Source organism: Variovorax sp. Root318D1, assembly GCF_001424835.1.
Taxonomy (GTDB): domain Bacteria; phylum Pseudomonadota; class Gammaproteobacteria; order Burkholderiales; family Burkholderiaceae_C; genus Variovorax.
This window is the reverse complement of sequence record NZ_LMCQ01000012.1, coordinates 220,858-234,698: the sequence shown is the minus strand read 5'-3', so window position 1 is coordinate 234,698 and position 13,841 is coordinate 220,858. Positions and strand designations below refer to the sequence as shown.

Sequence of the window (13,841 nt, the reverse complement as noted above, 5' to 3'; positions counted from 1 at the left end):
TTTCCTTTGCTGTGGGGCCGCTATTTTGCCGCCGACCGCCGCCGCCGCAAGCCGCCCCGGAAAATCATTCGTAGATTTCGGCGTCCGGATCAGTGGCTTCCATCTCGTAGCTGGCCGCAACCATGGCCAAACGCCCCACCACGCCGTACATGTAGAAGCGGTTCGGCGCGCTCGCGCCGGGCTTGGCGCCGGGCTGCGGCAGGTGCGCACTTTCGGAAAAAGCCAGCGGTACGAAGCTCGCGCCCGGCGATTTCAGGTTCTCGTCTGGATTGCGTTCGGCATGCACGCGGTAGAACCCGCCCACCACGTAGCGGTCCATCATGTAGACCACCGGTTCGGCCACGCCGTTGTGCACCCGCTCGTTGGTCAGCACGCCTTCCTGGACGATCACCTCGCCAGGCTCGCGCAGTTCCCTGGCCGCACCGGCAGCCTTGCCCGGCGAAGCGCCGCGCGGCTTGCCGATCAGGGCCTCGACCTCCTTGGCATCGTGGATCGTGATCACGCCCGGGCCTTCGGCGCCGGTATCGCCCTTCACGACGACGAAGGGCTTTTCGTTGATGCCGTATTCCTTGTACTTGCGGCGGACCTTGGTCAGCACCGCATCCACGTGGCTGGTCAGCACGTCGATGCCGCGGCCTTCGGCGAAATCGACGCTATCGCCCCGTGCATAAATGGGGTTGATCAACCAGGGATCGATGCCCAGCAGCTTGCCGAAGCGCTTGGACAGCTCTTCGTAGCTGTGCAGGTGATTGCTCTTGCGCCGCACCGACCAGCCCGCGTGCAGCGGCGGCAGCAGGTACTGTTCGTGCAAGTCTTCGAGGATGCCCGGCGTGCCGGCCGACAGCTCGTTGTTGAGCAGGATGGTGCAGGGGTCGAAATTCTTGAGCCCGAGGCGACGCTTGCTGCGCACGACGGGCTCCAGGCACACCGTGTCGCCGTTGGGCAGTTCGATCTTCTTGGGCGACTTGATCGCCGGATCGATGGAGCCCACCCGCACGTTGAGTCCCGCCATGTGGAAGATGCGCACCAGCTGCGCAACGTTGGCGAGATAGAACGTGTTCTTCGAGTGGTTCTCTGGAATGACGAGCAGGTTGCGCGCCTCCGGACAGATCTTCTCGATGGCGGCTTGCGCAGCCTGCACCGCCAGCGGCAGCATTTCCTTGGTGAGATTGTTCCAGCCGCCCGGAAACAGATTGGTGTCGACCGGCGCCAGCTTGAAGCCGGCATTGCGGATGTCGACCGCGCTGTAGAACGGCGGCGTGTGCTCCATCCATTCGAGCCGAAACCAGCGCTCGATCGCGGGCGTCGAGTCGAGTACCCGCTGCTCCAGTTCGTTGATCGGGCCGGTCAGGGCGGTGACGAGATGCGGAACCATGCGGCGGCCTTGTTGGTTTTGTACTTGAAGGTAGAGCGGAATTGTAGGATTTGGGGGTGGACGCCCCAATGACAAGACTGCGTACCGCAGTCTTGGTTCAATCCGCCCGCCTCCGGCGCATCAGCTGCGCACTTCGCCCTGCCCGAGAACAACGTACTTGAGCGAGGTCAGCCCCTCGATGCCGACCGGTCCGCGCGCATGGAATTTGTCGGTGCTGATGCCGATCTCGGCCCCCAGGCCGAACTCGAAACCGTCCGCGAAGCGGGTGCTCGCATTGACCATGACGCTGGCCGAATCGACCTCGCGCAGGAAACGCTGCGCATGCACGTGGTCGCGCGTAACAATGGCGTCGGTGTGGTGGCTCGAGTAGCGGTTGATGTGCGCAATGGCCTCGTCGACTCCGGCCACCACCTTGATGCTGATGACGGCGGCAAGGTATTCCTCGGACCAGTCGGACTCGACCGCATCGACGATTCTTGCGCCCGAACCGAGCGAATCGTCGGCGCGCAGGATGCGGGCTGCCACCGGATCGCAACGCATCTCGACACCCTTGGCCCCGAAGATGGCCGCGATGCGGGGCAGGAAGTCTTCCGCCACCGTGGCCGAAACCAAAAGGCCTTCGGCCGCGTTGCAGGGGCTGTATTTCTGCGTCTTGGCGTTGTCGACGATGCGCAGCGCCATTTCGAACTCGGCCGTGTCGTCCACGTAGACATGGCAGTTGCCATCGAGGTGCTTGATGACCGGCACCTTGGCATCGCGGCTGATGCGCTCGATGAGGCCCTTGCCGCCGCGCGGAATGATCACGTCCACGAATTCGGGCATGGCGATCAGCCGGCCCACGGCCTCGCGGTCGGTGGTCTGCACCAGCTGTACCGCATCGACCGGCAGACCGGCTTCGGACAGCGCTCCGGACACCAGCAGCGCCAGTGCCTTGTTCGACTCGATGGCTTCGGAGCCGCCGCGCAGGATGGCCGCGTTGCCGCTCTTGATGGCGAGGCTCGCGGCCTCGATGGTCACGTTGGGGCGGCTCTCGTAGATCATGCCGAAGACGCCGATCGGCACGCGCATCTGGCCCACGCGAATGCCGCTGGGCTGCTGCTTCATGCCGATGATCTCGCCGATCACGTCGGCCATGCCGGCCAGCTGCTCGCAGCCCAGGGCCACGGTCTCGATGACCTTGGGCGTGAGCTTGAGCCGGTCGACCATCGGCGCCGAAAGGCCGGCGGCCGTGGCGCGCGAGAGGTCTTTCTCGTTGGCTTCGGCCAAGGCCGGGCCGGCTTCGCGCAGGCGCCGGGCCAGCGCCTTCAATGCTCTGTTTTTGGTAGCTGCATCCGCACGGGCCATGAGGAATGCAGCGGCTTTTGCCTGCAGGCCCAGGGCCTGCATGTGCTCGCTGACGTTGAACGCATTCATCGCGGCATTTTCCTGCATTTGGATGACCCCCGCGCTTTGGGCCCTTGCCGTGTTGTCCCCTCTCCCTCCGGGAGAGGGCTAGGGTGAGGGCTGCAGCGCCCGAAAACGCGCTATGTGATGAGGGCCGCCAGCCCTCACCCCTACCCTCTCCCAGAGGGAGAGGGGGCTGGACCGCTGCTGCAGGCGCGGCACAGCATCAAGGCCAATCGCTGCAAAGCCTGCCAGCCGCTCGCAGGCCAATCCGGCTGCTTCAGCCCCTTGCAGATGCCGTCCACCACATGTGCGGCGCGCAGCAGCCTCGCCAGCATGCGGTCGTCGAGCCGTGGCAGCACGCGCTCGAAGGCGCGCTCGCGCGGACCCCAGATGCGGTTCTCGCGCAGCGCCATGGGCAGCGGCCGGCCCGAGGCCATGGCGTCCTTCACACGTTTGAGCGCGCGGATGTCCTCGGCCAGCGTGTAGTGCACCAGCACCTCGGCTTCGCCCTCGGCCTGCAGGCCGTCGAGCATGCGCGCCACGCGCTGCGGGTTGCCTGCCAACACGGCTTCGGAGAGCTTGAACACGTCGTAGCGGGCCACGTTGTTGACCGCGCCTTCGACCTGCTCCCAGCTCAACTCGCCCGCCGGATGCAGCAAGGCGAGTTTCTGGATTTCCTGGTGCGCGGCGAGCAGGTTGCCTTCGACGCGGTCGGCAAAGAACTGCAGCGTGCGCTGCCCTTCGTCGCCCGGCATGACGCGCTGGCCCTGCAGACCCAGGCGCTGCGCAATCCATTGCGGCAGCGCGGCGCGTTCGATCGGGTCCACCTGCAGGGTCACGCCGTTGTTCTCGAGCGCCGAAAACCAGGCGCCGGTGCGCGTGGCCTTGTCCAGCCGCGGCAGCATCACCAGCGTGAGCGTGCTGTCGTTGCCCTGTGCCGCCTCGGCCAACTGCTGCAGCGCCGTGCTGCCGTCCTTGCCGGGCTTGCCCGAGGGAATGCGGATCTCGACGATCTGCTTGTCGGCAAAGAGCGAGAGCGAACCGCCGGCCGCGAGCACGGCACTCCAGTCGAAGTGCGCGCCGGCTGCTGTGTACGAACTGCGCTCGGTGTAGCCCTGCACGCGCGCTGCGGCACGAATGGCGTCCGCCGCCTCTTGCGCGAGCAGCGGCTCGTCGCCGTGGATCGTGTAGAGGGACTTCAGCCCCTTCTGCAGATGGGAGCCCAGTTGGGCGCTGGCAAGTTGCATCGCAGGGCAGAGGCCTCGGCCTAGATTTCCTTGACGGCCGCCAAGCGGCGCATCAGCTGCTGCGCGATGTCGGCCTGCATGTCGCGGTACAGCAGCTCGGCCTCGCCTTCCTTGGCGAGCGCATTGGTTTCGTTGAAGCTCAGGTCGCGCGTCTGCGAGACCTCGGTGGGCGCCATCAGCACCTTGCCACCCGGCGTGCGCAGGCTGAACCGGACGCGCAATTGCAGCTGCAGCTCCCGCAGCAGGCCCGCGGAATTGGTCGAGATCACGATGCGGTCGCGGTTCTCGCCCAGGATCTCGAGGATCGCGTCGGCGGTCTGCGCCTCGGTGGCCGGCACCAGCGTCACGGTGCCCGCGGCGCGCATTTCGCGCCGCAGCCGGTTGATCAGTTCCGAATTGCCCGACACCGACAGCGTCTTGAACGCAAACACCGGCGCCTTGCGCAGTTCGAATCCGCAGCCGGCCAGGCCGAGGCTGGCGCCTGCCGCGGCAAGAGCCAGAAAAAAGCCGCGGCGCGGCAGCGAGGCGTTGCGATTGTTCATGCTTCTATCGTTCAAATGACCACGTTGACCAAGCGGCCGGGAACCACGATGACGCGCTTGGGCGACGCACCTTCGGCGAACTTGACGAAGTCGTCGCACGAAAGCGCGAGTTCTTCGATCTCGGCCTTGGAGGCGCCAGCCGGCACGCGCAGCGCGCCACGCAGCTTGCCGTTGACCTGGAGCATGAGTTCGATCTCGTCCTGCTCGAGCGCGCCGACGTCCACCACCGGCCAGGGTGCGTCGAGCAGATCGCCCAACTCCTTGTCGTAGCCGAGCTGCTGCCAGAGCTGGCAGGCGATGTGCGGCGTGGCGGGGTAGAGGCAGCGCAGCAGGATGCCGAAGCCTTCGCGCAGCGCCGCCGCATCGGCAGGACTGCCGTCCGGCTTGAAGCCTTCGAGGGCGTTGAGCAGCTTCATCGCGCCCGACACCACCGTGTTGTATTGCATCCGCTGATAGTCGTAGTCGACCTGGCGCAGCACGGTATGCACTTCGCGGCGCAGCGCCTGGGCGGCCTTGCCGAAGGCCTGGCCCTTGACGGCCACGGGCTGCACGTCGGACTGCGCGACGCCGAAGTTCCAGACCCGGCGCAGGAACCGGTAGCTGCCTTCGACGGCCGCATCGTTCCACTCGAGCGTGGCTTCGGGCGGCGCGGTGAACATGGTGTACAGGCGCGCGGTGTCGGCGCCGTACTTTTCGATCAGGTCCTGCGGGTCGACGCCGTTGCGCTCGCTCTTGCCCATCTTGCCGACACCGCCGTACTCGACCTTGGTGCCATCGGCCGTGGTGCCGCCAGTGATGCGGCCCTGCGCGTCGAGCACAGGTGTCACTTCGGAGGGCGGGAAGTAGTCCTTGCCGCCCTTCTCGTTGCGCTTGTAGAAGATGTGGTTCAGCACCATCCCCTGCGTGAGCAGCTTGCTGAAGGGCTCGTCGGCTTTCACGAGGCCCAGGTCGCGCATCACCTTGGTCCAGAAGCGCGCATACAGCAGGTGAAGAATCGCGTGCTCGATGCCGCCGATGTACTGGTCCATCGGCATCCAGTAGTCGGCGCCCTCGGCCACCATCGCCTGGTCGTTCTTCGGGTCGCAGTAGCGCATGAAGTACCACGACGAATCGACGAAGGTGTCCATCGTGTCGGTCTCGCGCCGCGCGGCCTTGCCGCACATCGGGCACACCACGCCGGCGTGGAAGCCTTCGTGCTTGTTCAGCGGGTTGCCCGAGCCGTCGGGCACGCAGTCCGTCGGCAGCACTACGGGCAGGTCCTTCTCGGGGACCGGCACGGCGCCGTGCTCGTCGCAATGGATGATCGGGATCGGCGTGCCCCAGTAGCGCTGGCGGCTCACGCCCCAGTCGCGCAGGCGCCAGGTGGTCTGCATTTCGCCCAGGCCCCTCTGGCTCAGTGCATGCGCCACGGCGGCCACGGCCTCTTTGTAGGTCATGCCGCTGAAGTTGTCGGAGTTGATGGTCACGCCGCGCTGCTTGTCGCCGTACCAGTCCTGCCACTTGTGATAGTCGAAGTGCGGCTCGTCGTCGACCAGCACGACCTGGATGATCTCGATGCGGTACTTGTTGGCAAAGGCGAAGTCGCGCTCGTCGTGCGCGGGCACGCCCATCACGGCGCCGTCGCCGTAGTTGATGAGCACGTAGTTGCCGACCCACACCGGCACCTGTTCGTCGGTGATCGGATGCGTCACGGTCAGGCCCGTGGGCACGCCCTTCTTCTCTTGCGTGGCGAGCTCGGCCTCGGTGGTGCCGCCGGCCTTGCATTCCTCGATGAAGGCCGCGACCTTCGGATCGAGCGTGGCGGCGTGCGCGGCCAGCGGATGTTCGGGCGCCACGGCGCAGAAGGTGACGCCCATGATGGTGTCGGCGCGCGTGGTGAACACGTACATGCGGCCGTCCTGGATCAGCTTGCCGCTCGCGTCCTTGATGTCATGCGTGAAGGCGAAGCGCACGCCTTCGCTCTTGCCGATCCAGTTCTCCTGCATCAGCTTGACGCGCTCGGGCCAGCCCGGCAGCTTGTGCTGGGTGTGCTCGAGCAGCTCTTCGGCGTAGTCGCTGATCTTCAGGTAGTAGCCCGGGATCTCGCGGCGCTCGACCGTGGCACCGGTGCGCCAGCCCTTGCCGTCGATCACCTGCTCGTTGGCCAGCACGGTCTGGTCGACCGGGTCCCAGTTGACGACCTGGGTCTTGCGGTAGGCAATTCCCTTTTCGAGCATCTTCAGGAACAGCCACTGGTTCCACTTGTAGTACGAGGGATCGCAGGTGGCGATCTCGCGGCTCCAGTCGATCGCCAGGCCCATGGCCTGGAGCTGGCCGCGCATGTAGTCGATGTTCTCGTAGGTCCACTTGGCCGGCGGCACGCCGTTCTTGAGCGCCGCGTTCTCGGCCGGCAGGCCGAAGGCGTCCCAGCCCATGGGCATCAGCACGTTGTAGCCGCTCATGCGCAGGTAGCGCGTGAGCATGTCGTTGATGGTGTAGTTGCGCACATGCCCCATGTGCAGCTTGCCGCTGGGGTACGGCAGCATCGAGCAGGCGTAGTACTTCTTGCGGCTCGCGTCCTCGGTGACGCGGTAGGCATCGGCGGCGCTCCATTGCGCCTGGGCAGCGGACTCGACGTCGCTGGGTTTGTAGCTGGGGTTCATGACGGTTCGGCAGAGCCCGGCTCGGAGCGGCCGGGGAAGGCGGATTATCGCGCCCGGCCGACGTTGTTCGTGCGCCAGACCCTAGACTTGCGGCACGCAACCTGCATGTTGCCTGGGTAACGTCTGCTTTCGTACTGCCTCAAACGCCATGAAACTGCTCTGGAAACACCTTGCCCTGGGCCTCGCGGCCTGCCTTGCCACCGCCACGCCGCTGTGGGCACAGCAGGCCCACGACAAGCCGCTGCGCATCGTCGTGCCCTTTGCCGCCGGTGGGGCGCAGGACGTGATCGCCCGCTACCTGGGCGCCAAGCTCACCGAGAAACTCGGCGGCACCGTGATCGTGGACAACAAGGCGGGCGCGGGCGGCATCGTGGCGACCGATGCGGTAGCCAAGGCGACCGACGGCGCCACCGTGCTGCTGGCCACGGGCGGCGCCATCACCATCGCGCCGCATCTGCAAGCCAAGCTGCCCTATGACCCCGCACACGATCTGACGCCGGTGGCCTTGGTCGGCGACACGCCCATGACGATCGCCGTGCGCACCGAAAGCCCCTACAAGACCCTGGCCGACGTGCTGCGCGACGCCAAGGCCAAACCCGGGCAGGTGACCTATGCCTCTACGGGCAACGGCACGGTGTCGCACCTCACGGGCGCGCTGCTGGCGCAGGCGGCCGGCGTGAACCTGCTGCACGTGCCCTACCGCGGCGCGGCACCGGCGCTGACCGATCTGCTGGGCGGCCAGGTGGCACTGATCGTTACCAGCGCCGCCTCCATCGAGCCGATGGTCGCGAGCGGCAAGGCCCGCGTGCTCGGCACCTTCTCGCGCGCGGCCCTGCCCAGCCTCGGCACGCCGCCCACGGTCGCCGATGCGGCAGGGCTCGCGGGCATGGACGTGCCGGTGTGGGTCGGCGTGATGGCGCCCGCACGCATGCCGGCGGCCAGCGTCGAGAAGCTTTCCGCGGCGCTGGTCGAGGTGTGCAACCTGCCGGAGACCAAACAGCGCTTTGCGCAGCTTGGGGCGGTGAACACTTGCGGCGGCGGCGCGGCGCTGGGCAAGGTGATCGCCGAAGACAGCCAGCGCTGGGCCAAGGTGATCAAGCAGGGCGGGATCAAGGTTGACTGAATCAGTCGGGAAGCGCTATCGGGTCGGCATCGCGGGAACCGGGGCCATTGCGCTGGCAAGTGCGGCGTGGCTGCGGCACGCCGGCCACGACGTCACGCTGTGGTCGCCGGGTGGCCAGGGCGCTGAGGCGTTGCGCACGCAGCCGCTGGAAGCCGGCGGCGTGCTGCCATGCAGCGTCACGGTCGAAGTGGCTGACGACGCGGCGCAGCTTTGCCACGCCTCGGACGTGCTGCTGCTCGCGCTGCCGGTCAATGGCCACCGTCATGTGATGGATGCGCTCTTGCCCTTCCTGCGCGATGGACTGACGGTGATCGTCAGCTCGATGGCCTCTCTGTCGTCGCTCTACCTGTACGAAGGCGCACGGCAAGCGGGCAGGCGAATCACCGTCGCGAGTTTCGGCACCACGGTCCTGACTGCGCGCCGCGAGTCGGCCACGCAAGTGCGGGTGATGACGCGGCGCAAGGCGGTCGGCGTATCCGCCCTGCCGAGCGCCGACATCGCAGGGGTGCTCGAACTGTGCGCCGCGTTGTTCGGCGGCAGCTTCTTCGCGCAGCAAAACACGCTCGCCAGCGCCTTGGCCAACGTCAACCCGCAGTCCCACGGCCCGCTGGCCGTCTTCAACTGGACCCGCATCGAGCGCGCCGAAAACTGGGCGCAGTACCACTGCATGACGCCAGGGGTGGCCCGCGCGATCGAGGCGCTGGACCTGGAGCGGCGGGCCGTGGCCAAGGCCTTCGGCATCGAACTTGGACCCATCGAGGAGCACTTTGCGCGCTCCTTTGGCACCACGTCGACGCGGCTCGAAGACATTGCGGCCGAACTGCATGCGAAGCGCGGCGGCCCGCCCGGACCGGTGCGCACCGACACCCGCTTTGTGTCCGAGGACATGCCCTACGGTCTCGCCTTCGTGGAGGCGCTGGGTTTGATTGCCGGCGTGCCGACGCCGGCCACGCGCACCATCGTGGATGCCGCCTCGCTGGTCAACGGCATCGACTACCGGCAGCAGAATGACCTGCTGGAACCGCTCGGCCTGGCGAATGAAACAGTCGCCGGGCTGCTCGCCCGCCTGTGAGGCCGATTACACGGCCGCGGGAAAGACCGGCTCGCCCAGGTTGAGCATCAAGCGGTTGGCCCAGGCAAAGAGTGCCACCGAATGGATCAGGTCGAGGATCTCGAGCTCGGCCAGGCCCACTTCCTTCAGCATGCGGACGTCGTCCGCCGATACCTTGTCGGGCTCGGCGCCGAGACGAATCGAGAATTCGACGATCGCCTTCTCGCGCGCCGTGGTGCCCGCGGAAGCCGGCTCCTCGAACACCTGCGAGATCACGTCGTTGCGCTTGGCAAGCTGTTCGAAGCGCTGCGCATGCACCGAGGCGCAGTAAACGCAGCCGTTGACGCGCGACTCCACCGTGGCGCCCAGCTCGCGTTCGGCCCGCGGCATGCCGCCCGGCGCAAACATGATCGCGTTGAAGGCGATCGAGCGCTGCAGCAGCATCTCGGGCTGGTGCGCCAGCACCAAAAAATAGGGCGAGGTGCGCGCTTGCGGGCTCATCTCGTCGAGCGCAGCCAGTTGCGCCGGCGTGGCCGTGCCGACGTCGACCGGATCGAGCCAAGGCTTCCAGCTCAACACCTCGTTGGTGAAGCCCTTGATGCGGATCGGCGTGGTCATGGAGATACCTCCGCGGCGGCCAGCGCCTGCAGACCCGCGACCACTCGGATCTGGTAGGACAAGAAGGCGATCAGCTGGCCCAGCGCGACGATGGCGGGCGTCGAAAGCCCCGCCTCGGCCAGCGCGTCGACCGAGGCCTTGTCGCCCTCGATGGGACGCTCGATCAGGCTGGCGGTGAATGCCAGCACCGTGCGCAGGCGCGCATCCGCCACCGGGGCGCCGCTTCCCACGGCCGCGACCAGCTCGCGGTCCGCGCCGTCGGCCAGCAACCGCTCGCGGTAATGGGCGGCGAGCGTCGTGGCTTTCGAGACGCTGCAAGCGTGCAGCGCAACCAGCAGGCGCTCGGCCACCGACAGGCCCTCGACGGTGGGCGAAAACATCGCGTCGTAGCTGCCCTGCGTGGCCGCCACGACCTTCTCGCGCTGCAGCCGCAGCATGCGGGTGGCCTGGCTGGGCGCCAGGGGCACCGCGGCATCGATCACGTCGAGTGGAGGAGATGCGTCGTAGGAAGTTGTCATGCGCTTCGAAAAATGAGGGTCTGCAATTCAGGTCCGTTCGGCGGGCGGCGGTGCGGGCACCCATTCGTCGCCGAACAGTTCGGGTTCGCTGTAGGCCTCGAGGTTGGCGAAGTGGTGCTCGAAGTCTTCGCGGTAGAACAGGCTGGCCATGCCGCTCGCGAGCCGCCTGGCGCCTTCGCTGATCGCGGGAATGTCGCCTGAGACGGTGCCGTGCGACAGCGCCGCTGGGTAGCAGAAGCAATGGATGCGTTCGAGCCCCGGGCATTCGCCCGCCACGCGCGGCTGGAATTCGAACGCCGGCCCCAGGTCGGGCGAATCGGCCAGTTCCTGGTCTTCGTCACCGGGCGCGGGCACGAAGCGGTCCTTCCACGTGCGCACGTGCGGTGCGATGGCGTCGAACTCGGGGCGGCTGTTCCAGTCGACCTTGAATCCGGTGGAAACAATGAGAAAGTCGAACAGGAACTCGCCCTTGGGCGTGGCCACGCGCATCGACGTACCCTGCGGCTCGATCGAAAGCACCGGGCAGCCGAAGTTGAAGAACGCATTCGGAAACCCCGAGACGCGTAGCGTGCTGCCATGCGGCGGCGGCACGTTCGCCACGTTGATGTAGTGGCGGATGCGCCACTTGAGTTCATCGGGCAGGTCGTAGTGGCCCTGGGTCAGGCCCGGCACGCCGGCACCCTTGCCCTTGTTGACGCGCGGCAGGTCGGGCCGGCGGATCAGCAGCTCGACACTGTGCGCACCGCATTCGAGTGCGGTGGCCGCACTGTCCATGGCCGACGAGCCCGCGCCGATCACGCCCACGCGCAGCCCGGCGAGCTTGCCGTAGTCCATGGCGTCAGACGAGTGCGCCCATTGCGAACGCGGCAGCGCGTTGACGAAAACGGGTACGGCGGGGCCGCCAAGGCCGTCACGGCCCGTGGCAAGAACGACGCGGCGTGCCAGCACGCGCTGCGTTCCGGCCGGGGTGCGCAGATCCAGCCGCACCAGCGCCGCATCGGGCAGCGGCCGAATGCCGGTGACCAGGGTGTCGTTGCGCACGTCCACGTTCATCACGCGCCGGTACCAGGACAGATAGTCCATCCACTGGAGACGCGGGATCTTGTCCATCGCCTCCCAGGCTTCGGCGCCGAACTGGGCCTCGAACCATGCGCGGAAGGTCAGCGCGGGCAGGCCCAGCGCAGGCCCGGTCAGCTCCTTCGGGGAACGCAGGGTTTCCATGCGCGCCGTGGTGGCCCACGGGCCTTCGTTGCCTGCCGGCGAGCGGTCGAAGACCACGGCCCGGATGCCTTGCTGCGCCAGGGCCGCGGCAGCCGCCAGGCCCGCCTGCCCGCCGCCGATGATGGCCACGTCCAGCACCGGCTCGCCCGCGTGCTCGCAAACGGGCAGCCAGGCGCGCGCAGGCCAGCCGAGGCACTCCAGGTCCTTGGCAAGCCGCTGTTCGAGCGCGGCAAGGCCGTCTGTCGATGGAGAAAGTGCGGGGGAAGCGGAGTCGGTTGTCATCTTGCGAAAGCGGAACTGAAAGCCAGGGTTCACATTCTGGAAACCCGCGCCCAGTGTAGAAAGCTTTTTTGGGGAACGCCGGCCGAGCCTTGCATGGAACGGGCCCGGATCTCGCATGCCACAATGATTTTCAGACCACAGGGACAGCATGCGCAGCAATCACGGCAGCAACAGCGAATGGTGGCGCGGCGCGGTGATCTACCAGATCTATCCGCGCAGCTTCATGGACAGCAACGGCGATGGGATCGGCGACCTTCCCGGCATCACCTCACGGCTCGAGCACGTTGCGGGCCTGGGGGTCGACGCGATCTGGGTGTCGCCCTTCTTCCGCTCGCCGATGAAGGACTTCGGCTACGACGTGTCCGACTACCGCGACGTCGATCCGATCTTCGGCACGCTGGCCGATTTCGATGAAATGCTGGCGCGCGCCCACGCGCTGGACCTGAAGATCATCATCGACCAGGTGCTCTCGCACACCTCCGACGAGCACGCCTGGTTCGCCGAAAGCCGCTCGAGCCGCGACAACCCCAAGGCCGACTGGTACGTGTGGGCCGACCCGCGGCCCGACGGCACGCCGCCCACCAATTGGCTCTCGGTCTTCGGCGGCTCGGCCTGGCAATGGGATTCGCGCCGCCGGCAGTACTACCTGCACAGCTTCCTCAAGGATCAGCCCGACTTGAACTTCCATTGCGCCGAGGTGCAGGAGGCGTTGTTGGGTGAAGTCCGTTTCTGGTGCGAACGCGGGGTGGACGGCTTCCGCTTCGATGCCTGCAACCACCAGTTCCACGACGCGCTCTTGCGCGACAACCCGCCGGCCAGCGCCGCATCGGTCGACGAAGTGAGCACCGTCCGGGCCGACAACCCCTATGCGATGCAGCAGCACCTGTACGACAAGAGCCAGACGGAGAACCTGCTCTTTCTCGAAAACCTGCGCCAGCTCCTCGACGGCTACGGCGCCGTCGCGCTCGGTGAGGTGGGCGACGAGAACGCGCCGCCCGTGATGGCGCAGTACACCGAACTGGGCAGGCGCCTGCACCTGGCCTACAGCTTCAGCCTGCTGACGGCCGAGCACAGCGCCAGCCATCTGCGCCACCAGGTCGAGACGCTCGACCATGCCCTCGCGCCCACGGGCGGCTGGGGCTGCTGGGCCGTGTCCAACCACGACGTGCCGCGCGTGGCCACGCGCTGGAGCGGCGGCGCGCCCGAAGACACCCGGCGCGACCGGCTCTGGCTCACGCTGTTGCTCACGCTGCGCGGCAGCGCCAGCATCTACCAGGGCGAGGAACTGGGCCTGCCCGAGGCCGAGGTGCCGTTCGAACTGCTGCAAGACCCCTACGGCCGCACGTTCTGGCCCGAGTTCAAGGGCCGCGACGGCTGCCGCACGCCCATGCCCTGGAAGGCGGACGAGCTGCACGCCGGCTTCACCACCGGCGGGCCGTGGTTGCCGGTCCACGGCCGCCATCTGCCGCTGGCCGTCGATCGCCAGACCAGCGACCCCGACTCGATGCTCGCATTCAGCCGTGCACTGCTGCGCTGGCGCCGCAGCCAGCCGCTGCTGCGCACGGGCAGCATCGCCTTCTTCGATGCGCCCGAGCCGGTACTGTGGTTCGAGCGGCGCGACGGGAACCGCTCGCTGCAGGCGATCTTCAACCTCGGAGGCGAGTCCGTGTCCATCGCGCTGCGCAAGCCGCTCGAGCCGCTGGCGGGCCATCCGCATCCGCCGTCGGCCGACGCGCGCGTGCAGGCCGATGGCGAAAAAAGGCGCATGCTGAGGCTCGCGCCCTATGGCGTCTTTTTCGGCCGACCCACTGGCGAACAAGAATAGATTTGAAGGAC

11 protein-coding genes are annotated in these 13,841 nt (G+C 67.1%); 3 read left to right on the top strand and 8 right to left on the bottom strand.

Features of this window, described 5'->3' with window-relative positions:
* Positions 1-64 precede the first annotated feature (64 nt).
* From gshA to leuS, 5 genes are all read right to left on the bottom strand, one after another.
* Positions 65-1,375, bottom strand: a complete 1,311-nt coding sequence (gene gshA / locus ASC78_RS11305) for a glutamate--cysteine ligase (RefSeq protein ID WP_055800820.1) — start codon at positions 1,373-1,375, stop codon at positions 65-67.
* A 120-nt stretch (positions 1,376-1,495) separates the two neighbouring features.
* Positions 1,496-2,788 (bottom strand): glutamate-5-semialdehyde dehydrogenase, encoded by a 1,293-nt coding sequence (locus ASC78_RS11300; protein WP_200934297.1) that lies wholly within the window; start codon positions 2,786-2,788, stop codon positions 1,496-1,498.
* A 140-nt stretch (positions 2,789-2,928) separates the two neighbouring features.
* A complete protein-coding gene (gene holA, locus ASC78_RS11295; protein ID WP_055800814.1) occupies positions 2,929-4,008 on the bottom strand; it encodes a DNA polymerase III subunit delta in 1,080 nt (359 codons plus the stop codon).
* Between the two features lie 20 nt (positions 4,009-4,028).
* Positions 4,029-4,550: an LPS-assembly lipoprotein LptE gene (locus tag ASC78_RS11290; protein ID WP_055800811.1), complete on the bottom strand. Its 522-nt coding sequence runs from the start codon at positions 4,548-4,550 to the stop codon at positions 4,029-4,031.
* Between the two features lie 11 nt (positions 4,551-4,561).
* Positions 4,562-7,192: a leucine--tRNA ligase gene (leuS, locus tag ASC78_RS11285; RefSeq protein ID WP_055800808.1), complete on the bottom strand. Its 2,631-nt coding sequence runs from the start codon at positions 7,190-7,192 to the stop codon at positions 4,562-4,564.
* Positions 7,193-7,340: 148 nt separating this feature from the next.
* Here leuS and ASC78_RS11280 point away from each other — a divergent pair, with 148 nt between their 5' ends.
* Positions 7,341-8,315 (top strand): Bug family tripartite tricarboxylate transporter substrate binding protein, encoded by a 975-nt coding sequence (locus ASC78_RS11280; RefSeq protein ID WP_055800805.1) that lies wholly within the window; start codon positions 7,341-7,343, stop codon positions 8,313-8,315.
* Positions 8,308-9,387 (top strand): NAD/NADP octopine/nopaline dehydrogenase family protein, encoded by a 1,080-nt coding sequence (locus tag ASC78_RS11275; RefSeq protein WP_055800802.1) that lies wholly within the window; start codon positions 8,308-8,310, stop codon positions 9,385-9,387. The genes ASC78_RS11280 and ASC78_RS11275 overlap by 8 nt, the downstream gene beginning before the upstream one ends.
* A 6-nt stretch (positions 9,388-9,393) precedes the next feature.
* Here the strand turns inward: ASC78_RS11275 and ASC78_RS27955 are convergent, their stop codons facing one another.
* From ASC78_RS27955 to ASC78_RS11260, 3 genes are read right to left on the bottom strand one after another with little or no spacing between them, the layout of a single operon-like run.
* The gene (locus tag ASC78_RS27955; RefSeq protein ID WP_055800799.1) at positions 9,394-9,984 is read right to left on the bottom strand and encodes a peroxidase-related enzyme; all 591 of its coding nucleotides are present in this window, start codon (positions 9,982-9,984) and stop codon (positions 9,394-9,396) included.
* A complete protein-coding gene (locus ASC78_RS27950; RefSeq protein WP_055800796.1) occupies positions 9,981-10,502 on the bottom strand; it encodes a CMD domain-containing protein in 522 nt (173 codons plus the stop codon). The genes ASC78_RS27955 and ASC78_RS27950 overlap by 4 nt, the downstream gene beginning before the upstream one ends.
* A 27-nt stretch (positions 10,503-10,529) precedes the next feature.
* Positions 10,530-12,005, bottom strand: a complete 1,476-nt coding sequence (locus tag ASC78_RS11260; protein ID WP_055802069.1) for an FAD-dependent oxidoreductase — start codon at positions 12,003-12,005, stop codon at positions 10,530-10,532.
* A gap of 148 nt (positions 12,006-12,153) precedes the next feature.
* Here ASC78_RS11260 and ASC78_RS11255 point away from each other — a divergent pair, with 148 nt between their 5' ends.
* Positions 12,154-13,830 carry an alpha-amylase family glycosyl hydrolase gene (locus tag ASC78_RS11255; RefSeq protein ID WP_055800793.1) on the top strand — a complete coding sequence of 559 codons (1,677 nt, stop codon included), beginning with the start codon at positions 12,154-12,156 and terminating at the stop codon, positions 13,828-13,830.
* Positions 13,831-13,841 lie beyond the last annotated feature (11 nt).